Source organism: Ruminococcus albus 7 = DSM 20455 (genome assembly GCF_000179635.2).
Classification (GTDB): Bacteria; Bacillota; Clostridia; order Oscillospirales; family Ruminococcaceae; genus Hominimerdicola; species Hominimerdicola alba.
In genome coordinates, this window is sequence record NC_014824.1 from 284,356 (window position 1) to 302,993 (window position 18,638).

Sequence of the window (18,638 nt, forward strand, 5' to 3'; positions counted from 1 at the left end):
GAAAGTCGGATGAGCGCAGTTCGGCTTTCTTTTTTTTTATTTTTAGTAATTTTCTAATAATATATATATAGACTAAAAATTCGACTCTTTTTTAGAAAGGAGGGCAAGGCGGTTTATCGCCCTGCACAATGAAAAAAATCAAACTATTATCATTTATTTTATCAGCGTGTATGTTATCCGCATGCAGCAATGAAACCAAATTCGTTGACAAAGGGAAAAAACGCATAGTCGGTGAAAACGAAAGTATTGCAGAAGTAATGGAAAAACCTGATAAAAAAACATTTAGCGATATCCCGATCATAAAAACCATATCTGAAAATAACTCAGGTCATTTTGAGGGAAATCTGACCGTTAATGCAAAAGATAACGATATAAATTATGATGTAACTCTTGATGTCAGTGAGGATAAAAACATAAAACTGGGAATACATTCCGAAGATACCGAGTTTTCTATTTTGTATTTCAATGATTCGATGGAATTATTTGTTATCAATCCTTCCGGAAATGAATACTTTATGGATACAAAGCGTATTATCCTCAACAATTTTGCTTGTATAAAGGATCATATGTATCAGTATGCTATCTACGCAGCCAACAATAACGGTTTTTTCAGCTTTACTGAAGACAATAAGAGCATGATGTTAAACTGCAATTCATCTACTGTGTTTTCTGCAATATGTGAAATATTTGATCAGGTGAACGAAAATTATTCGGAAGTATACAGGCTGACAAAAGAGGATAAGTCGTTTATGTCCTTTGCAAGAGAAATGTTTAATGATACTGAACACGAATTGTCGGAGGGATTATCCAAAAACGCTATGAATGATTTCACTGAAGCTTACTGCGTCATAGCACAGAGAAAGCTTTTATCAGAGACAGATAAACTCTTCTCTTTTACTCTGACTGTTAATGATGACCTGGATCTTGAATATGAAATGAGTGTGGTCGATGAAGAGAATAAGCCTCTTTACACAATAAAAGGTGATCTCGAAAAAACGGATAAAGCCACAGAAGTTATAGCCAGACCTAAAGACATAGATGATTACAGAGAAAAAGAAGATGATTCCTCTCAGGTCGATATAAGAGCGGATAATGATGATATCGCTCCTCAGGATGAAGATACGAATCCCGAAGAGCCGGAAGAATGGGAGGATAACAGCTTTTTTGAAGGCAAAACAGACGATTCGGACTGGATCTCTGATGACTTTTTTAAAAAATAAAAAATAACTATATATAATTTTTTTTTAGCCTCAGTTTCTTATATAATAATAGTAGAAAAAAAAGAAAGGACGGGATAAAAGTGATATACAAAATTGATAAAAATTGTATATTATACTATCAGTATATAAAGGAGCTGGAAAGCAATTTTGCCTTTGAGGACAGAATACAGAAATTATGTAAGATCACGGGGAGAAGCCGTTCAGATCTTGCGATAAAGATCGAATGTAATAGAAGAGCATTCCTTAACATCACATGGAAAGACGGAGAGCCTGTTGATTTTGATTTCTCAGGAATAAACATCAATGACCTTAATATTACTCCGAGAGAGTATCATGAAAGCAACATAAATAAATATTTGGATAAAAAAGTTGCGGCAAAGCTGAAAGCTCCATTGAATTATGAGTATTTTCTTATAAATACAGCACTTTTTATTGAGCTTCCGGATCTAGCTGATGTAACTTTCAAATTCCGAGTTAATGGGCTTGAATTACTTAACGAACAGGAAGATATAGCCATAACCTATGCAAGAAATATGGTACAAAGTCTCATAGAAGATGTTTCTTACGTTTATTAATAAATTTAGGAGGATACATATATGAATAAGAGCGATGTAACTAAGTTCAAAAAGTTTATCGACAACGACAACAACTTTTTTACAGTGAATAATGTTCTGACTGCTGTTATAAATAAAGACGTTGTATACTGTACTGAAAAAAGATCGTGGATAAGCTATTCTCAGAGCGAACAGGAGGAGATAGTCTCTATAATCAAAAAAGTACTGACAGGAAAGATAGGCAAAGTTCTTACCGAATACGAATTCCCTATAACCCCCGAGAAGAAAAATGTTTCTCAGGAACTACTGATGAATATGAAGATATCTCAGTTTGAAGATGATGATCTGAACGAGATCTTCATTAATAAGATCAAAGACGGTGTGAAAACAGATGGTGCATACACCGTACTGTCTGTAAACTTTACGATCTCTGTATACGATAAAAATGCTGATCACTCAGATGAAGTATCTTTTGTTGTAACTGCTTTTTGTCCTATAAAGCTGAGGATCGACGGCTTTATTTATAACGACGAGTCCAATACCGTCGAAAAGAAAACATCAACAGACAGGATCCTGGAACAGGCTTCTGACGGATTCATGTTCCCTACATTCACAGATAGGCAGGAAGATGTGAACCATGTAATGTATTTTTCTAAAAATGCCGGAAAGCCGAATGTCGGGATAATAGAAAATGTACTCGGCTGCAAGTATATAATGAGTTCTGAACAGCAGAAAACGCATTTCTGGGGTATGGTCGCCAATGTCCTGGGTGAAGACCTTAACTATGATATGATAGTAAATATAAATGAAAAGCTGTCAGATCTTGTACAGGCTTCCGAGGGACTAAAAGAGGCACGTGAAATAGACTGTGCAGACATACAGCATATTCTTGAAAAATGCGATGTACCGAAGGACAAGCTTGATGATTTTGGTAAGATCTATGATAAGGTGATGTCATCAAGGTATTCATCTTTTATTGCAGCAAACGTCTGTGATGAAAAAGTTAATATAAAATTCGGAAATTCCAGCCTGAAGATCGATTATAAAAAAGCAGCTACTGCCCTCGACGTTCAGATGGTAAACGGAAGGAAGTGCCTTGTATTTCCTCTTGATTCAGCCGAGATTTCTGTGCTTGGCATCGACACGAGCGTAAATCATTCTCTGAACGTTTAACTAAATAAGTCTGCAAAAAAATTTTTTATTTGAAAAATTTTCTGCTATAATTATATATAGAAATAAATAACCAAAGACGAGGAGTGTTATAAATGTCAAAATTTTGTCCGTCATGCGGAAAGCAGCTGAACGATACAGCAATGTTCTGTGAGCACTGCGGAACCAAGTTAAACACAGAAAGTACAGTTTCCGAAGAGGTAAGCCAGGTCTATATGCCGGCGACGGAAGAAAAAACCTATGAAAATGATGATGATAACAGCGCGGCTGCTATGCTGAGAAGCAGATCTTATGAGGAAAAGCCAAAAGAGAAAAAGCCTGTAAGAAGGAAGATAATTGCAGTACTTGCTTTTCTTGTGGTGTGCGCAGGCGGTGCTTTAGCTTATTTGCTTCTTAAAGAGCCCGAAAAGCCACTTAAGCCAAACCGGGAAGTTGTATCATCCAAAGCAGAAAAAACAGAATCTGAACCAGAAGTGTTGACCACATCGGATGAAGACAGCAAAGCGGATGATTCTTCTGAACCGGAGACAGAAGATAATGAATGGGAGATCAAAGCAGAAATCGAAGCTCCTGAGAAAGAACTTGATGTAACTACGGAAACAGTTAATGATCATGAGATCAAAAAGTTTTCTACAGGCATCAAAGATTCGTATTATGACTTTGTAAACTACTATAAGGAACAGTACGGCAGTAATGCTTCTTATTCTCAGTTCAAAACCGAGGACGTTTATACAAGACAGTCGCAGCGAAAGAATTACACCGGTGTTAAAGATAATTACAACATAAACATCAATGCTAACACCAGAGACGGAGAATCAGTCGTTCTTGCAAAGTCAAGCTTTAGTACGTACACGGCGTATTTTGACGGTGCATCGTCTTTCTATATGGAAATACACGACGAAGAAGGGGAGTCCGTTTCAACTTTTCAGACAGAATGCTATGATCACTTGAAGAACTTTATGGACGAAGATCTGGCTGAGTTTCTTGTATATGGCCAGGGTAAAGTCTATTACGGAGAAGAAGATAACAAAAACCTTGAATACGAGATGATCTTCTCCACACAGGACATAAAAATGAAGGCTAACAGAAATGTTGAGGTCGATAAAAGACACGGCTTTAAGGCTGCGTTTGAAATCGGATTTGAACTTATGACTGATGAAGAAAGTCAGACTCCTTATTTTGACGGAAGCTCTCCCGAGGTGTATAATAATTCTTCAATAAAGATATCCGACTTTATCCCGGTTCTGAGTGATCCTTCTCAGACTGACTGCGGTTCTTCTCACGAATTCATGAAGAATGTAATGTCAAACTTTACTATACCGGGTAAAAAGTTTATCGATACTAAGCTTGACAGCATGAATGTTACTGAAATGGTATCCGAGGACGATGGTTCAAAGACCAAAAACGCTTTTAAATTCAGAGTTTCAAGCGGTGTCAGCGGAATGAAGTATGAGGATGCTCCTTTCGTAGACTTCAATTTTGAAGCAGTCAAGGATGATAAATCAAATTACTCGGAATGTAAGAGTGAGATATACGGAAATCTCAAAAACAGCAACAGGACAGATAAGAACGTCGAATCGATCATTTCTTTCCTTAAGGCTATCTACCCGAATATTGCCGGTGCTAACATTCCGGCTGACAAAGCTGTTGAATCATTGAGAAAGAACCAGCCTTTTGAAATCGATGTTAAGATTGGCGCTGCATGGTCCAGCAACGTACCGGCTCATCTTGTTATATCCAATGAGGAAGGCACCTGCTTTACCTTGACTTTTGGTATAGAACAGCAGTCAGTAAATAAAGAAGATGACAGTAAAGATGAATCATCATCTATAGGCTTGGAAGAGGATATGCCTCAGGAAGCAAGTTCAAAAACTGATAATTCGTCAAAGGCTGACGATTTTGCCGCCGCACGCTCGTGACTTTAGTCATGAGTTAGGCGTCATTTCTTGACATTCTGTTGTGCATGGTCGAGGGTATGTATATTCATTGTAATACCATATCGTAAGAGCTACCAAATACAGGAAGTCCTGATCATATACTTCGTCTTGTAAACTGTAAGCCTCAATTAAGAATGTCAGATACTATAATTCTTAAGTGAAAGACAGCTAAGTGAGTAAGATTAGCTGTCTTTCTGCATCTTAAACCTCATAAAAAGAAAAATTGAATTCTGTTTGTGTCACGCGTGACACAAACACAGCAAAACTTTTAAGTATATAAAATTTTAAATTCTTAAAAAAATCTACTATAATAAATATATATGGAATCCATCGTATTTTGTAGCAACTGTAAGCGACAGAAGTCTTAAACATAAACATGTAACAGATTACATTAATTCTCAAAAAAAACAAGTAGAAGGAGGAAGTCTGCAGTATGCAGATATATACGACATACAGCGTTAAGATCAAGCATTACAACAACATCTTTAAAGATACCGTTATCGTATACAGACATGCTGTAGATTACCTTATCAGCGTTTGTCTGGATCATTGGGATAACATTGTTACATTCAAAGGGGTGAGTAGACTCACATATATTGAAACACTGATCCATGCTACAAAAGATAATCCCGATCCAATTTATGACTTTGACGCCAAATTCTATAAAATGCCAAGCTATCTGCGTCGTGGTGCAATCAACGAGGCTATAGGCAAGGTATCATCTTACAAAACCAATCTCGATAACTGGATCAAAGATCCGGTCGGAAGAGAACCATCGTATCCAAAATCAGGTTATTCATTCCCGTCTATGTATCGTACAGTAATGTACAATCAGACCGGTGATTATACTGCCCGGATCAAAGTCTACATCCGTAATACATGGGACTGGATAACGATAAACTTTAAAAAGTCTGATATGGATTATATATACAGACATTGCAGTTTTCGCAAGCAATGCGCTCCAACACTTCAAAAACGAAGCAAGGAGTGGTTTTTGGACTTTCCGTTTGAGGAAAAGGTCAAACTTGCAGATACATCTGTACACGAACAGACCATTGTTGCTGTAGACCTTGGGATCAACACCGCTGCTACGATTTCCGTAATGCGTTCAGATGGCACTATTCTTGGAAGGCATTTTTGTAAGCTTACCAAAGAAACAGACCATCTGATGCATAGCATTAACCGTATAAAAAAAGCTCAGCAGCATGGTAACTATAAAACACCAAGGCTTTGGGCAAAAGCCAAAGGAATCAATCACGACATTGCCACTAAAACAGCTGCCTGCATCGTAGATATAGCCGTTCTTTATAATGCAGATGTTATTGTATTTGAGCATTTAGACAAGAACGGTAAGGTCCGCGGTTCTAAAAAGCAGAAGCTCAAGCTGTGGCGCAGTCAGGAAGTACAGTCTATTGTAACGAATAAAGCTCACAGACAAGGTATGAGAGTAAGCCATATCTGTGCATGGAATACGTCACGCCTTGCCTACGATGGCAGTGGTTTTGTACTTCGTGGTAAATTCGGTGGTTTCAATACCTATGAGCTATGCAAATTTCAAAATGGCAAGACCTACAACTGTGATCTATCTGCTTCGTATAATATCGGGGCAAGATATTTCATACGTGAAACATTAAAATCCTTGGATGAGAATTCAAGGTTGCTCATTGAGGCTAAAGTCCCTCAATGCAGTAAGAGAAGCACCTGCACGTTCTCTACCTTAGTTAACCTGAATGCGGAAATTATTGCTCAAACAGCATAATTTTCTGAGTTCAGGCTGTATGGTAGAAACGTAGTCCGCCTGCCTAAAGTGGGCGTGTCCGCTAGGACACTATAGGAAGCACGCGACTTTAGTCGTGTGAGGCTTCACAGTGATCCTTGGTTTGTGGTTAACAAGGACCAAAAGATGCTGCTTGATTATCTCCTTAATTAAAAAGCTCCTTACGGGGCTTTTTTTTATCTAAATAAATTTTTACATATAATAAATATGTATTATAAAAATTGTATATTTTGGCGTATCGTCAAAAACAGGAGGTAAATAATGCGTAAAGTGTTTAAATGTATCAATAAAGTAATCGCGTCGGCAATTGCTGCATTGTTAGCTGTTTCAGGAACAGTACTGGTTAGTTTCGCTGATGATTATCAAAAGGGAGACGTAAACAGAAGTGGTTCGATTAATGTTACAGATATTATCAGTGTGGCAGCCCATATAAAAGGCAAAAGATTAATAGACCCTGAATATCAATATCTGGCCGATATAAATGAAGATGGTATTATAAATATTTCTGATATAACGACAATAGCTGCAAGAGTCAAAGGTTATTATGCCAATAAGGTTCCGGAGAAAGTAAATTTTACAAGCACGGATACATCTCCGTCTTACTTGTTTTTGAAACAAAACTATAAAGGAATGGTAAAATCAAAGGAGCTGGATCCAAACAGCAATAACGGAGTATTATTTGATAATCTTTATTATGGTTATCAGATAGACGATAATACATATAGATTATATAGCAGGAACACTTATACAGACGTTCCTAAGAAGTATGTTCGTGACGGTGTATTTATTACCAATAAATACAACAATATCTTGAATGTGGGAAATATATCGCAGTTTGATAATGAACTTAATGTAACAGAATATAACGGAAAAGATAAGGATCTGAGCTGCGGTCCCGCGTGTATTGCTATGGCTGTTACAAGTGAATTCAAAAAGAATGTATCTATTACAGACGTTTTTGTAGACGGAAATAATTATGCATGGTCTATAGGAGCTATACCAAAAAATCTTTATGCACATAATTACAACTACACACCATGGAATTTTGAATGGTGTGAGGCCGGAGGGAACGGCACTACCCTTAATGGTATGTTCAGGCTTATGCAGATATATGCCGACAGGGAAGGGAAGACTGCTGTTTCACCCGTTGTAAACTATTATGAAAGCAATAATAAAACAATAGATAAAATAGACAAGGCTCTCAGTGAAGGACATACCGTTGTGGCTTCTGTGCTGTTTAATTCGAGATATGTAGCTTTCAATGGCTATTCCAATACTATCCGTGCTGCAGCAAATTTTCTCCCGGCAAATCCTTTTATCCATTATGTGGTCATAGCAGGAGAATGTGATGGATCAGGAAAATATGACGGATATTATGCTGTAGCGGATCCTTATAAAAAAGCATTGAAAGATATAAACGGAAATTTGGTCTGTGATGATATAAATTCGGGACTTACTATCGTAAGAAAACAGACTATGGCTGGTTCGATAAATCAGATGTATGATTCGTGGTACAGAGGTATTGTATACGTGAAATAATTTTTTTACTATATATAATTTTACTTTTTCAAAAAAATCTGCTATAATATATATGTATACTTTCAAACATTTCATGTTTCATTTTAACCCCTATTGATGTTTTATGGCTGTAAGGAAGATACAGTGTATCTTCCTTCGCTGTAAAACAAATCACAAAGCTTGCGTAACTACGATTTCATCTCATTTTTACTCCTAAATTTTTGCTGCAAGGGCAGCTTTTAGTTACCTTTGCAGTACATGTGCCATTAGCTCAGTCGGCAGAGCATTTGACTTTTAATCAAAGGGTCCGGAGTTCGAATCTCCGATGGCACACTTACGGACTTTTAGTCTGAATAAATTATAGAAAGAAGTGATACGAAAAATGAATAAGGCAGAACTTATCAATGTTATCGCAGAGAAGGGCGGTTATACCAAGAAGGAAGCTGATAAGGTACTGACAACAGTTCTTGATACTATTGCAGGCGCTCTGGAGAACGGTGAGAAGGTCACTCTCGTTGGCTTCGGTACATTCGAGGTTAGGGAAAGAGCTGCTAAGGTCGCTTTAAATCCTGTTACCAAGGCTCCTGTTGACGTTCCTGCAAGAAAGGTTCCCGCGTTCAAGGCTGGACAGGCTCTTAAGGAAGCTGTTGCAAAGGCTAAGAACAAGAAGTAAAAAGCTTTTTCATTTTCTCCTTTTTAAGCCTCTGATACAATACATAACTATTGTAAAAGAGGCTTGTATGCAGACGTTATACGGAATTTGTGAGTTCGAATCTCACCGTCTGCGCGTTTTTTTTGAGGATTTTCAAAAAAACTTCTTAAGGTGTCAGACTTGTTGTTGAAACGCTCAGAATCACACAAAACTTCCCGTCACGCTCATTCCTTATCTTCTCACCTGCGATATATGCTGCACTTGCTACGCAACTGCCCCACTCGTTCGCGTGACCATTTTGACGTTGAAATGATATATTGCTGTTATGCGACTTCTTTCGGTTTGGATTAATCTCAATACATACAAATGTTCGATTCTGTTTTATGTTATAGCACGAATATTCGCACTGTCAAGAGCTTATCGAAAATTTGTTCTTTGTTGCTACTGAGTGGGCATATAGCTAAATTCAAATATCATCTTAACACTAAGGTGCATTTTAGTGCGTTTTTTCAAGTTTCTCATGCTCAGAGGTTCGTATGGTTAATTGCATCTATCATGAAAACATAGAAAAAATACGTTATTAAATGAAATACAGACACAAATTAAGTTTTCTTTTGCATTGTAATTTAATAGATTATTAACTTGACAATTAACACATCTGGTGATATACTGATTAAATGGTTAATTCACAATTAAATATTCTTTGTTTAGTAGTTTGTGCATAATTCTAAATGCATTGACAATTTTCACTTTCATTATTTAGATGTATATATTGAAAATAAGTTTTATACATTTGATTCTTATATGTGCAGAGGAAAGAAGTTTTATCAATGCTATGTAAAGAATATAACCGATGATTGTAAGTGCAAAGTATCTGGTGAATTTAGGTTTATGTGATACATAAATAAAACAGAGGAGGAGTAAAGCTCCTTCTCTGTTTTAGCATAATGACAAATTGAAAAATGATAAACAACCTAATAAGTTGTTAAACTAACAAATGGAGATATGTAAATGATTAGAAGCATACTTACTCAGACAAAAATAATGCTTAACAAAAAGGGTTTCATGTTTGGCTTTACAGCTGTGATGATTATTTGTCTGGCGGAGGTTGTTATAAACGCCTACGGTTTTTCAATATATCGCGTAAATGACGATGGTTTTCCAGGAAATGATGCGTCATCTGTCATAAGTTCTTTTGAAGCGTTTATTCTTTGTGATCCATCGGGGCTTTTAAGCTATATGAAGCTGCTTTTCCCATTTCTTTGTGCCTTGCCTTTTTCATTTTCAATACTTACAGACAAGGCAGCAAATACAGACACTTTGCTTTGCGCCTACTGTGGTAAAAGAAGATATCTGATTTCAAAAATTGCGGCTTCATTTATCGGATCATCATTGATATTCTTCATTCCAATTATGATAAACAATTGTTTGAACTATATCATCTTTGACAATTCTATGGGAGCAAATCTATTTAACCCCAACTGGCGGTGGAGCGGATTCGGGGTTATGCGTACAACGGACTATCCAAATGCCCCATTTGGTGATATTATAGCAGTTTCTCCATTTCTGTTTTGCACTCTTCACGCTTTTTTGTTTTCGATAATGTCCGGAGTGTTTGGTATACTTGCACTTGCTTGCTCGGTATTTTGCAGAAGAAATAAAGTGCTGACTTTTGGTACAGGTTTTTTGATAATTAATATAATGCAATTTCTTGAAAACTATACTCTGAATGACGATATAGAGAAAAAATACACCGCCTTGGATCCATTCATATATGTAACTTTCTATTATTGCGATGGCAAGACAGGTATGAACTACGGAGCATTTTTTATTTCTTTGGTAGCAGTAATTATTCTGAGTTCAGCTATGTTGATTTATTTCTGCAGAAAAGACTATATCTGAGGGGTGATAGAATGAAGAAAATGCTTTTGATGCTAGCCGTAATTATTCCAATATCGCTGATATTTAACGGTCAGGATTTCTGGAGTGCATTTGCTGAACGTCGCTTTGGTGAATCGGAAGAATGTTTTGATGTTTTGTTCTTTTGCAATGCTTTTGGATTTATTTACTTGCAAAATTCAAGCTTGGAATATATGCTGTATACTCTGACTGTCTGTGTACCATTTCTTTTCATGTTTGGACATACAATGTCAGACAACCTTAATGTCAGCGATATTTATGTTTTTATTCGAGAGAACAAGCGAACAAAATGGTTTATGAAAAATACTATACGGATATTCTGGCAAAGCACTATAATAACACTTGCAAATATCGCGATTATATGGTCTATGACAGCCAAAACGGCAATTATCAAGAAACCTGAAAATTTGGAAAAAATATTGTGGATAGCTGTTCTGATGATCATATACATTTGGATACTTATCATCGCTTCAAATTTCTTGTCAGCACTGTTTGGCAGTACCATCGGTTTAGCTTTGGGATCGGCACTTCATTATGTCTTTGTCATGGCTGCAAGGTATGGCTTTGAAAACAATTTTATCAAAAAAGTTGACCCGCTTGCCGTAGTTTTCAATGTAGTAGAGGACAGGGAAAACGTTGTTACGGCAGTGAGCACAATGATAGTTATTTTAGCTATTGTTTGTGCAATTTTCTGCTTATACGTGAATAAGTCAGATATTAGTCTTAAAAACAAAGAAATTATAGTATGAGTGGTGAATAATATGTCAGTGATAAAAGTTAAAAACGCAGTGAAGAGATTCAAAAGTAACACAGTCATAGATGATGTTTCACTTACGTTAAAAAGTGGAAACATATACGGATTCGTAGGTAGAAATGGCAGCGGAAAGACTATGTTGTTTAGAGCTATGTCGGGACTTATACATTTAACAGAAGGCAGTATTGAGGTAGACGGCAAAGTGCTCCATAAAGATATCGATGCCCTCCCCAGTGTAGGCATAGCCATCGAAAATGCAGGATTATTTCCGGAGTTTTCAGGGTATAAAAATTTAAAGATTTTGGCAGGAATAAAAAAGAAGATCAGTAAAGATAAAATTCGTGAAACCATCGCAGCTGTTGGACTTGATCCAGATGATAAACGTCCGATTAGGAAGTACTCATTAGGTATGCGTCAAAGAATACTTATAGCACAAGCTATAATGGAGGATCCGGATGTCCTGCTTCTTGATGAGCCTACAAACGGACTTGATGACAGCGGTGTTGATGAGATAAGAAAATTGATATCTGCCCAAGCGCAGCGCGGTGCTTTAGTTTGCGTTGCCAGTCACAATAAGGAAGATATAGCATTGCTGAGTAATAAAATATTCAGGGTTGATAACGGCAAAGTCAGGGAGGATCGAGAAATATGAAATTATTTCTTTCGTTACAAGCTGTACTGATTGCTATAACGGTAATACTTTGCTTTCATGCCAAGAGTCTGACAGATAATGTGGGAATAACTGAAATGAACAGTATTGAAAAGATACATCAAAGTGATTGTGACTACATTGCAGTAATACATGACACTGAAGAACTCGATGACAGGTTTACTCAGTTTGACCGTGAGAATGCAGATCTGGGAACTCAAACATATGGCACAGCAATTTTTATTGGAACGCCAAAGGACAGTTTCTCTTTTTCAAATAGCAGTACTTTCTGCACGATTGATGTGGATAAGGTCATAAAAGGTAATATCAAGACTAAGAGTATTAATGTAGAGATAAAAGGCGGGTTTTATTACGAGACTGAATCTGAACACATGGAACGTCTAAGTGACGCTAAGGATATGGAGATAGAAACACCTGCCGAAAGACTTTTCACTTTTGATTTGGGCGGTATGAATTTTATGAACCCTGGCAAAAAGTATCTCATTATTTCTCAAACCCTTGATTTAGGAGACAAGACTTTTTATAGGATAAATGGTTATATGATAAGCTGGCTGTGCCTTGATAAAACTGAAAGTAAAATTATGAAAACAGAATATGTATATTCGGATTGCTTTGATAATGAAATTTTTACTCCTGAACAAGAAATAATAGAGGCATTTTATTCAAAAAAAGAAAGCATACTGAATAAGTATTGCAAATAAAGAAAAAATAGCAATTTTGCCTTCCAGATAAATCGTTTTGGAGTATTTTGTCACATTAAAATAATTATATAATTACTGAGTTTGGTTTGCGGCTGAAAATCAAAAACTTCACTGATATGCCAAGTATAGCGGAAGGTAGAAGTCTTATTTATGTGATGCGTGAAAAGAAAGCTCCCGATAAAAGCCTTATTACAATTGAACTTACCCCAAAAACTCATAAAATACGACAGAAGCTTCTGGCTTATAATTGACCGATAAGAAATAAAGCACAGACTGAATTCATAGAAAGATGGCATAAGCACGTTCTTGAATGTGTTTGATCAACAACATAAGCGTCTCACTTTTATGTGAGGCGTTTTTTATTCGGGCCTTTTTCATGAAATTATAACGTCTGATATCATTCTAAATATTCATCTATAATATTTACAGAGTTTATTTGTTGATAACTGGAGTAATCAAATTTTTTGATTAAGATGAACATCAAGAAATAAGCTTCAAGAATTACTATATATAATATTTTTGGAGGTAATAATTATGAGTCACTATTCATTGATCGCAATAGGATTTGAAAATGAGGAAGATCTGGAGAATATGATGTCTATTTACGACGAATCCCGAAAAGTCGCTCCTCATATCGACATGACGAAAGAAAAAATTTACGAAAATGCACAAGCTTTCTATCAGGAAAAATGCAAGCTTATTGAAGCATATGAAAGAAATCCTGAAAAAGCAGTTGCTGAGCATGGAGAAAGAGCTAAGGAATTTTATGAAAACCGTCATATCGATGGGTATTTGGGTTGTTACGAAAATCCTGAAGATTATTATAAACAGATTATATCGCATCGAAAAACAGACAGAAATGGAAATGTATTAACGATGTCTAATTCTGAAGCCAAGTGGGATTATTATGATGTAGAAAAAGAAACAACGATCGGGAAAATAAAAGAAGAGTATAGAAAAGCACGAGAGAAGTTTGATTCGTCCAGGCTCGAATTTATATGGAATGTAGTGGTTAATGGCATCAAACCTGAAAAAATGGATCTTGATCATTTCATGTTGCTGTGGGGCGTTCCTTCTAAAGAAGAAATGTTGAAGCTGTATAAAAGTAAAGAAGAGTATATTTCTTTTCACAGAGATACTTTCTGCCCTTCTTACAGTGTGCTCTTGCCTGAAGGCTGGTTTGAACCGGGAACAGTAGGAAGCTTTGGTTTAAGTACTGCGAGTCCCGCGGAGGAGCACGAATTTCGTAAAAATTATTATAAGGAATTCATTGAACCCTATGACGATGATACAAATGTTTTTGTGATTGATTGTCACATTTAAGACGAATCAAATAAAGGAGATATAGTTATAGCCAATAAATTTTCTGACATAGATCTTTGCTTCGCAAAGATTGATGATATAGTAGAAAGAAAATGATCTTTCACGGTGAACTATGGAGCAGTCAGGAAATAGATGAGTTTTATAGCGAACGAGACTTTGAGACAGAATTGAGTCGTATCACAATATTTGATAAAACTATTTTTGATTTTCAGACAATGAAATTTTTCCTAAAATGAATGTTCATTGAATCAACAAAGCGCTTCTCTCTTTTGGGGAGGAGCGTTTTTACTTGCTATAATAATCTGTTATAATACTATTAGATTCATTCTTTGATAATCGGAGTTATTAAAAATGGATCTAATTTAATTATAACGGAGGAATAAACAATGAACTACAAAAACGGGAAATATATTCTTGATGACGGACACATCGTTCCGTCTTATGAAGCGATACAGATCTATAACGTAGTGGAATTCAATTCACGCAAAGAAGAAGTGTATGATATGTACCTAAGCGTCAACAAAGACAAAAAGATCCCGGATGATTTTTTTGAATCGGTCAAATTGAGAGAACTTACTGATGATTATATCGATGCTATAACAAACGAAAATGATAATTTATCCGACATTCTATATAATGTCGTAAAATCAGGATGCAAAAAGGAGATATAAAATAATGGATAGGTATTTCATCTCTCACAATTATCGAGTTATAAATTATGATTAAAAAATACAATTAGATCCAATCTTAACGGCTCTGCTTTATTGCAGGGCTGTTTTTATCGGATCAAAAATTCAAATATAATAATTACAGAATTCATTTTGATGACTTGGAGTGTCAGAAAAAATTGAATTACTATTTATATTACGGAGGAATAAATATGACACTGATACAGAAAGTGATCAGGCTGTTAAGTATAAATCATGATGGTCTGACGACGAAAGAATTATACGAAAAATTACCGGAATATTCTCCTACCGGCATAAGAGGAGTTATTTCCAGATATTTGAGAACAAACGAAACTCCAGCTTTTGAAAGAAAAGAAGCTGGAGTCTTTGTCTTGATAGAAGTTATAAAGGCAGAAAAGAACGAAGAAGGTATAAGTCTCAGTTATAGAGCATCATATGATACTTTGGAAAATGGCAGTGTTGATCTCTTTTATAAAGATGTATTTGTAGAAAACGAAATGATAGAAGAGGGCGTATACGAACAAAGAAGAGCATTTGCAGATGAACAGGACTTCTTTAATGCAAAGATAAACTTGCAGGCAGTGCTGGCTCATGCTGATGCTAAGACTATACTGAACAAACTTAAAACAGAGTCCTTTGATATGATACTTACCGACCCGCCTTACAGGGTAATTTCAGGAGGGACAGGCGGTAAAAACGCACCCAAAGGAATGCTGAGCAAAAATGACGGAAAGATATTCGATAACAACGACATACAGTTTGATGAATATATTCCCGAATGTTACAGGGTACTTAAACCTGACAGACAGGCATACTTCTTCACAAATTTTCTTAATCTTCAGCAGCTTATTGAAGCAGTTCAGAGGTCAGGATTTAAGGTTCATAACCTTTTGGTCTGGCTGAAAAATAATGCCACACCCAACAGATGGTACATGAAAAACTGTGAGAATGTATTGTTCTGCTACAAAGGAAAAGCAAAGGCTATTTCAAACTGCGGAAGTAAGACCGTACATCAGTTTGATAACATAAAGGGACCAAAACTCCATGAGACCGAAAAACCCGTTGAACTGCTTAAAATGTATATAGAAAATTCCACTGAAGAAGGAGAATGGATCCTTGACCCGTTTGCGGGCTCAGGTTCGACAATGGCGGCATCGCTTCTTCTGAATAGAAAGGTATTTACCTGTGAGATAGATAAAAAGTATCTTAATGTAATAAAAACCAGAGCAATATCTATCCTGAAAAGCGGAGAAGATGATAGGAACTTAGTAGTTTGAAAAAATCAGTTTTGCGTCAGCGGTGCTGCTTTTAATAAGATAAATATTCAATTATAATATTAACAGTATCAGTTTTTGGATACTTGGAGTAAAAAAAGAGTTACTATAATAATTAAAACAGGAGGAAGTAAAAATGGGACTAGATATGTATTTGTACAAGGTATCTACACCGGAAATAAATGAGGGCGAAATTATAAATGATATACACGAAGATCCAAGATGCTCCGGTGTTAAATTTATCAACACAGATGCAGAAAATGTTCTTTGCGACACAATTAAGAAAATTGCTGTAAAATGTATTATAACAGAACGATACTATAATATGAGAAAAATCATAACGGATTATCTAATGAATTTTGATGTTTTAGAAGAAAAAGCCTCTGAATACGCAGAAAAGTTCTATCAGGGCGGATCTTCCTATAGTTGCACAAAACAATCTTTTAGTCTGTATTGTGATGATAATGAAGAAGTTAAAAGAATTCTTAATAGCATCGGTAATTCAGGCGAAACGATTTTAGAAACGACACCAAGTATGACAACGAGTATCAGGTATGAAAAAGATTATGATAGAATAGTTGTTAGTTTTACTGTGAATGAAACTAATATGCACTATGAAGGTAAATACCTCATCACAAAGAATAATAAAAAATATGCTGTAATAATGAAAGAAGTCGATTATCAGCGGAAAGGACTGAATGATACCGGATGGTCGTTGCTCCCGGAAAACTGTTGTTACTGCGATGATAAAGACCTTATCTGTGAAATGACTGAAGACGGCGGACTATCAGAGTCCTTTATGGAAAATTGGATCGACAATGAAACAGTATTCTGGCCATGGTGGTAGAAGGAGATAAACAATGAATGATGTAAAAGAAGAAAAACTGGAATACTATCAATGCCTGAAACTTCTAGAATACCTCGTAGAGATCGGCTTGATACAGAAAAATCCCCAAATTCCGTCTGATATTCTCGTTTTTTGTGAGGGTAATGGAGAGGAATATCCTGAAGGATGGTATAGTGAAAATATTTTCGATGCAGCAAGAGATCTGGTCAATAAACCGGATGAACAGAGAATACTGCTTGATGCCATCGAGGAAAAGGGATTTAAAAAGCCTGAACTTCCTAAATTTGAAACCGTAAGACTAGATGTAGAAAAATTCTTCAGCTAGTATAGTAATTCATGATTACAAAGCGTCTCTCTCAGGAGGACGCTTTTATCTTTGGGGAAATTCTAGTATAATTCAGGTATAGGATTTAATTGATAAACTGGAGGTCAGACAAGTTGTTGAGATCAAATAATAAAGGTAAAAATCTATGACATAATTTCTAAACGGAGGATGAAAAATGAAAATATTTACTGCTTATGATATAGACTGGGATGTTGATATTAATGAAATCTATGAAGCATTCGAAAAAATGACTATTTACGATGCAGCAAAAGAATTATGTATCACTGCAGATACGTATGCTGATATGAAAACGGTAGATAGACATGAAATTATACGTGATAAACTTTACCATAACAGAATTAATGCAGCTGAAATAGTAGGACTTCCCGATGAGGTAATAATTCCCGACTTTTTTGGATTGAAAAGCGAGAAAGATGATACTGGAGAAGTTACAGACTGGCTTTCAGACGAATATGGTTACTGCATTAATAATTACAAAGTAAAATATAGTTGATTTCAATGACTCTAACACCTCGCTATGGCGGGGTGTATTTTGTTGGTGAAGGTTTTCTTATATAATAGAATCAGATTAATTGAGCGAAAATTTGGAGTCATTAAGACCGAATATTTCGCTCAATTTCAAAATCTAACTATACTAAGGAGATTTTAAATTATGGGTCAGTATTTTAAGGCAATTATGAAAACACTTAATGGAAAGAACGTTGTATTTAAAAATCCAAAAAATTATTTAAAATTAATGGAACATAGCTGGTACAAAAACACATTTGTAAATAGTATCACTGAATTGCTCTATCATTCTCCGGCTCAAATATCATGGGTAGGAGATTATGCAGATAAAAACACTGAATCATACCGAATAGCTTATAATAAAAAGGCACAGACTATAATACCGGATCCATCAACATTTAATCTTGACAATAAATTTCTGGTAAATCATTCAAAGAAAACATACATCGATATCAATAAATACAAAATGCTGTCTAAAGATCCTGACGGAGAAATCGTTCACCCTCTGCCATTATTAACAGCGGAAGGAAACGGTGAAGGCGGCGGAGATTATTATTCAGAGTCACATTTTAATGATGTAGGTCTTTGGGCTATGGATCTTGTTTCTGTAGAAGATGAGATCCCAAATGGCTATTCTGAATTCGAAGTATTTTTCATAGAAAACTATTATAAAATAGGATGAATGCTGTTATCCCAGATTATTTGGTCAATCGCTTCACAATTGTGGAGTGATTTTTTTATATAGTTTATACTCTTTTTTATTTATGCTTGTTTTCATA

At 35.9% G+C, this 18,638-nt stretch carries 18 protein-coding genes and 1 tRNA gene; all 19 read left to right on the plus strand.

Translation table 11 applies throughout. The annotated features are described in order from the left end of the window. Positions 1-170 precede the first annotated feature (170 nt). Positions 171-1,220, plus strand: coding sequence for a hypothetical protein (locus tag RUMAL_RS18010; protein WP_013483526.1), 1,050 nt, complete (start codon positions 171-173; stop codon positions 1,218-1,220). Between the two features lie 80 nt (positions 1,221-1,300). Beyond that, positions 1,301-1,795: a hypothetical protein gene (locus tag RUMAL_RS18015; protein ID WP_013483527.1), complete on the plus strand. Its 495-nt coding sequence runs from the start codon at positions 1,301-1,303 to the stop codon at positions 1,793-1,795. Positions 1,796-1,816: 21 nt separating this feature from the next. Further along, on the plus strand, positions 1,817-2,947 hold the full coding sequence (locus RUMAL_RS18020) for a DUF4317 family protein (RefSeq protein WP_013483528.1): 1,131 nt from the start codon (positions 1,817-1,819) through the stop codon (positions 2,945-2,947). A 92-nt stretch (positions 2,948-3,039) separates the two neighbouring features. Beyond that, positions 3,040-4,863, plus strand: a complete 1,824-nt coding sequence (locus RUMAL_RS18025; protein WP_013483529.1) for a zinc ribbon domain-containing protein — start codon at positions 3,040-3,042, stop codon at positions 4,861-4,863. 451 nt (positions 4,864-5,314) lie between these two features. Then, positions 5,315-6,640 carry an IS200/IS605 family element transposase accessory protein TnpB gene (locus RUMAL_RS18030; protein ID WP_013483531.1) on the plus strand — a complete coding sequence of 442 codons (1,326 nt, stop codon included), beginning with the start codon at positions 5,315-5,317 and terminating at the stop codon, positions 6,638-6,640. A 279-nt stretch (positions 6,641-6,919) separates the two neighbouring features. Beyond that, a complete protein-coding gene (locus tag RUMAL_RS18035) occupies positions 6,920-8,197 on the plus strand; it encodes a dockerin type I repeat-containing protein (RefSeq protein ID WP_013483532.1) in 1,278 nt (425 codons plus the stop codon). A 239-nt stretch (positions 8,198-8,436) separates the two neighbouring features. After that, positions 8,437-8,509, plus strand: a tRNA-Lys gene (locus RUMAL_RS18040). Between the two features lie 49 nt (positions 8,510-8,558). After that, positions 8,559-8,849: an HU family DNA-binding protein gene (locus RUMAL_RS18045; RefSeq protein WP_013483533.1), complete on the plus strand. Its 291-nt coding sequence runs from the start codon at positions 8,559-8,561 to the stop codon at positions 8,847-8,849. A gap of 990 nt (positions 8,850-9,839) precedes the next feature. Further along, complete coding sequence (locus RUMAL_RS18050; RefSeq protein ID WP_013483534.1) at positions 9,840-10,730, plus strand: hypothetical protein; 891 nt, start codon at positions 9,840-9,842, stop codon at positions 10,728-10,730. Positions 10,731-10,741: 11 nt separating this feature from the next. Then, positions 10,742-11,497: a hypothetical protein gene (locus tag RUMAL_RS18055; protein WP_013483535.1), complete on the plus strand. Its 756-nt coding sequence runs from the start codon at positions 10,742-10,744 to the stop codon at positions 11,495-11,497. A 12-nt stretch (positions 11,498-11,509) separates the two neighbouring features. Continuing rightward, positions 11,510-12,154 carry an ATP-binding cassette domain-containing protein gene (locus RUMAL_RS18060; protein WP_013483536.1) on the plus strand — a complete coding sequence of 215 codons (645 nt, stop codon included), beginning with the start codon at positions 11,510-11,512 and terminating at the stop codon, positions 12,152-12,154. Continuing rightward, positions 12,151-12,873: a hypothetical protein gene (locus RUMAL_RS18065; RefSeq protein WP_013483537.1), complete on the plus strand. Its 723-nt coding sequence runs from the start codon at positions 12,151-12,153 to the stop codon at positions 12,871-12,873. Before RUMAL_RS18060 ends, RUMAL_RS18065 begins: the two co-directional genes overlap by 4 nt. 534 nt (positions 12,874-13,407) lie before the next feature. Continuing rightward, the gene (locus RUMAL_RS18070) at positions 13,408-14,196 is read left to right on the plus strand and encodes a hypothetical protein (protein WP_013483538.1); all 789 of its coding nucleotides are present in this window, start codon (positions 13,408-13,410) and stop codon (positions 14,194-14,196) included. A gap of 386 nt (positions 14,197-14,582) precedes the next feature. Continuing rightward, complete coding sequence (locus RUMAL_RS18075; RefSeq protein ID WP_013483539.1) at positions 14,583-14,867, plus strand: hypothetical protein; 285 nt, start codon at positions 14,583-14,585, stop codon at positions 14,865-14,867. 209 nt (positions 14,868-15,076) lie between these two features. Then, positions 15,077-16,162, plus strand: coding sequence for a DNA-methyltransferase (locus RUMAL_RS18080; protein ID WP_013483540.1), 1,086 nt, complete (start codon positions 15,077-15,079; stop codon positions 16,160-16,162). A 133-nt stretch (positions 16,163-16,295) separates the two neighbouring features. Continuing rightward, positions 16,296-17,006 carry a hypothetical protein gene (locus tag RUMAL_RS18085; RefSeq protein WP_013483541.1) on the plus strand — a complete coding sequence of 237 codons (711 nt, stop codon included), beginning with the start codon at positions 16,296-16,298 and terminating at the stop codon, positions 17,004-17,006. 13 nt (positions 17,007-17,019) lie between these two features. Then, positions 17,020-17,331 carry a hypothetical protein gene (locus RUMAL_RS18090; RefSeq protein WP_013483542.1) on the plus strand — a complete coding sequence of 104 codons (312 nt, stop codon included), beginning with the start codon at positions 17,020-17,022 and terminating at the stop codon, positions 17,329-17,331. A 175-nt stretch (positions 17,332-17,506) separates the two neighbouring features. Then, entirely contained in the window at positions 17,507-17,845 is a 339-nt protein-coding gene (locus tag RUMAL_RS18095; protein WP_013483543.1) for a hypothetical protein, read from the plus strand. 159 nt (positions 17,846-18,004) lie between these two features. Then, positions 18,005-18,541 (plus strand): hypothetical protein, encoded by a 537-nt coding sequence (locus tag RUMAL_RS18100; RefSeq protein WP_013483544.1) that lies wholly within the window; start codon positions 18,005-18,007, stop codon positions 18,539-18,541. Positions 18,542-18,638 lie beyond the last annotated feature (97 nt).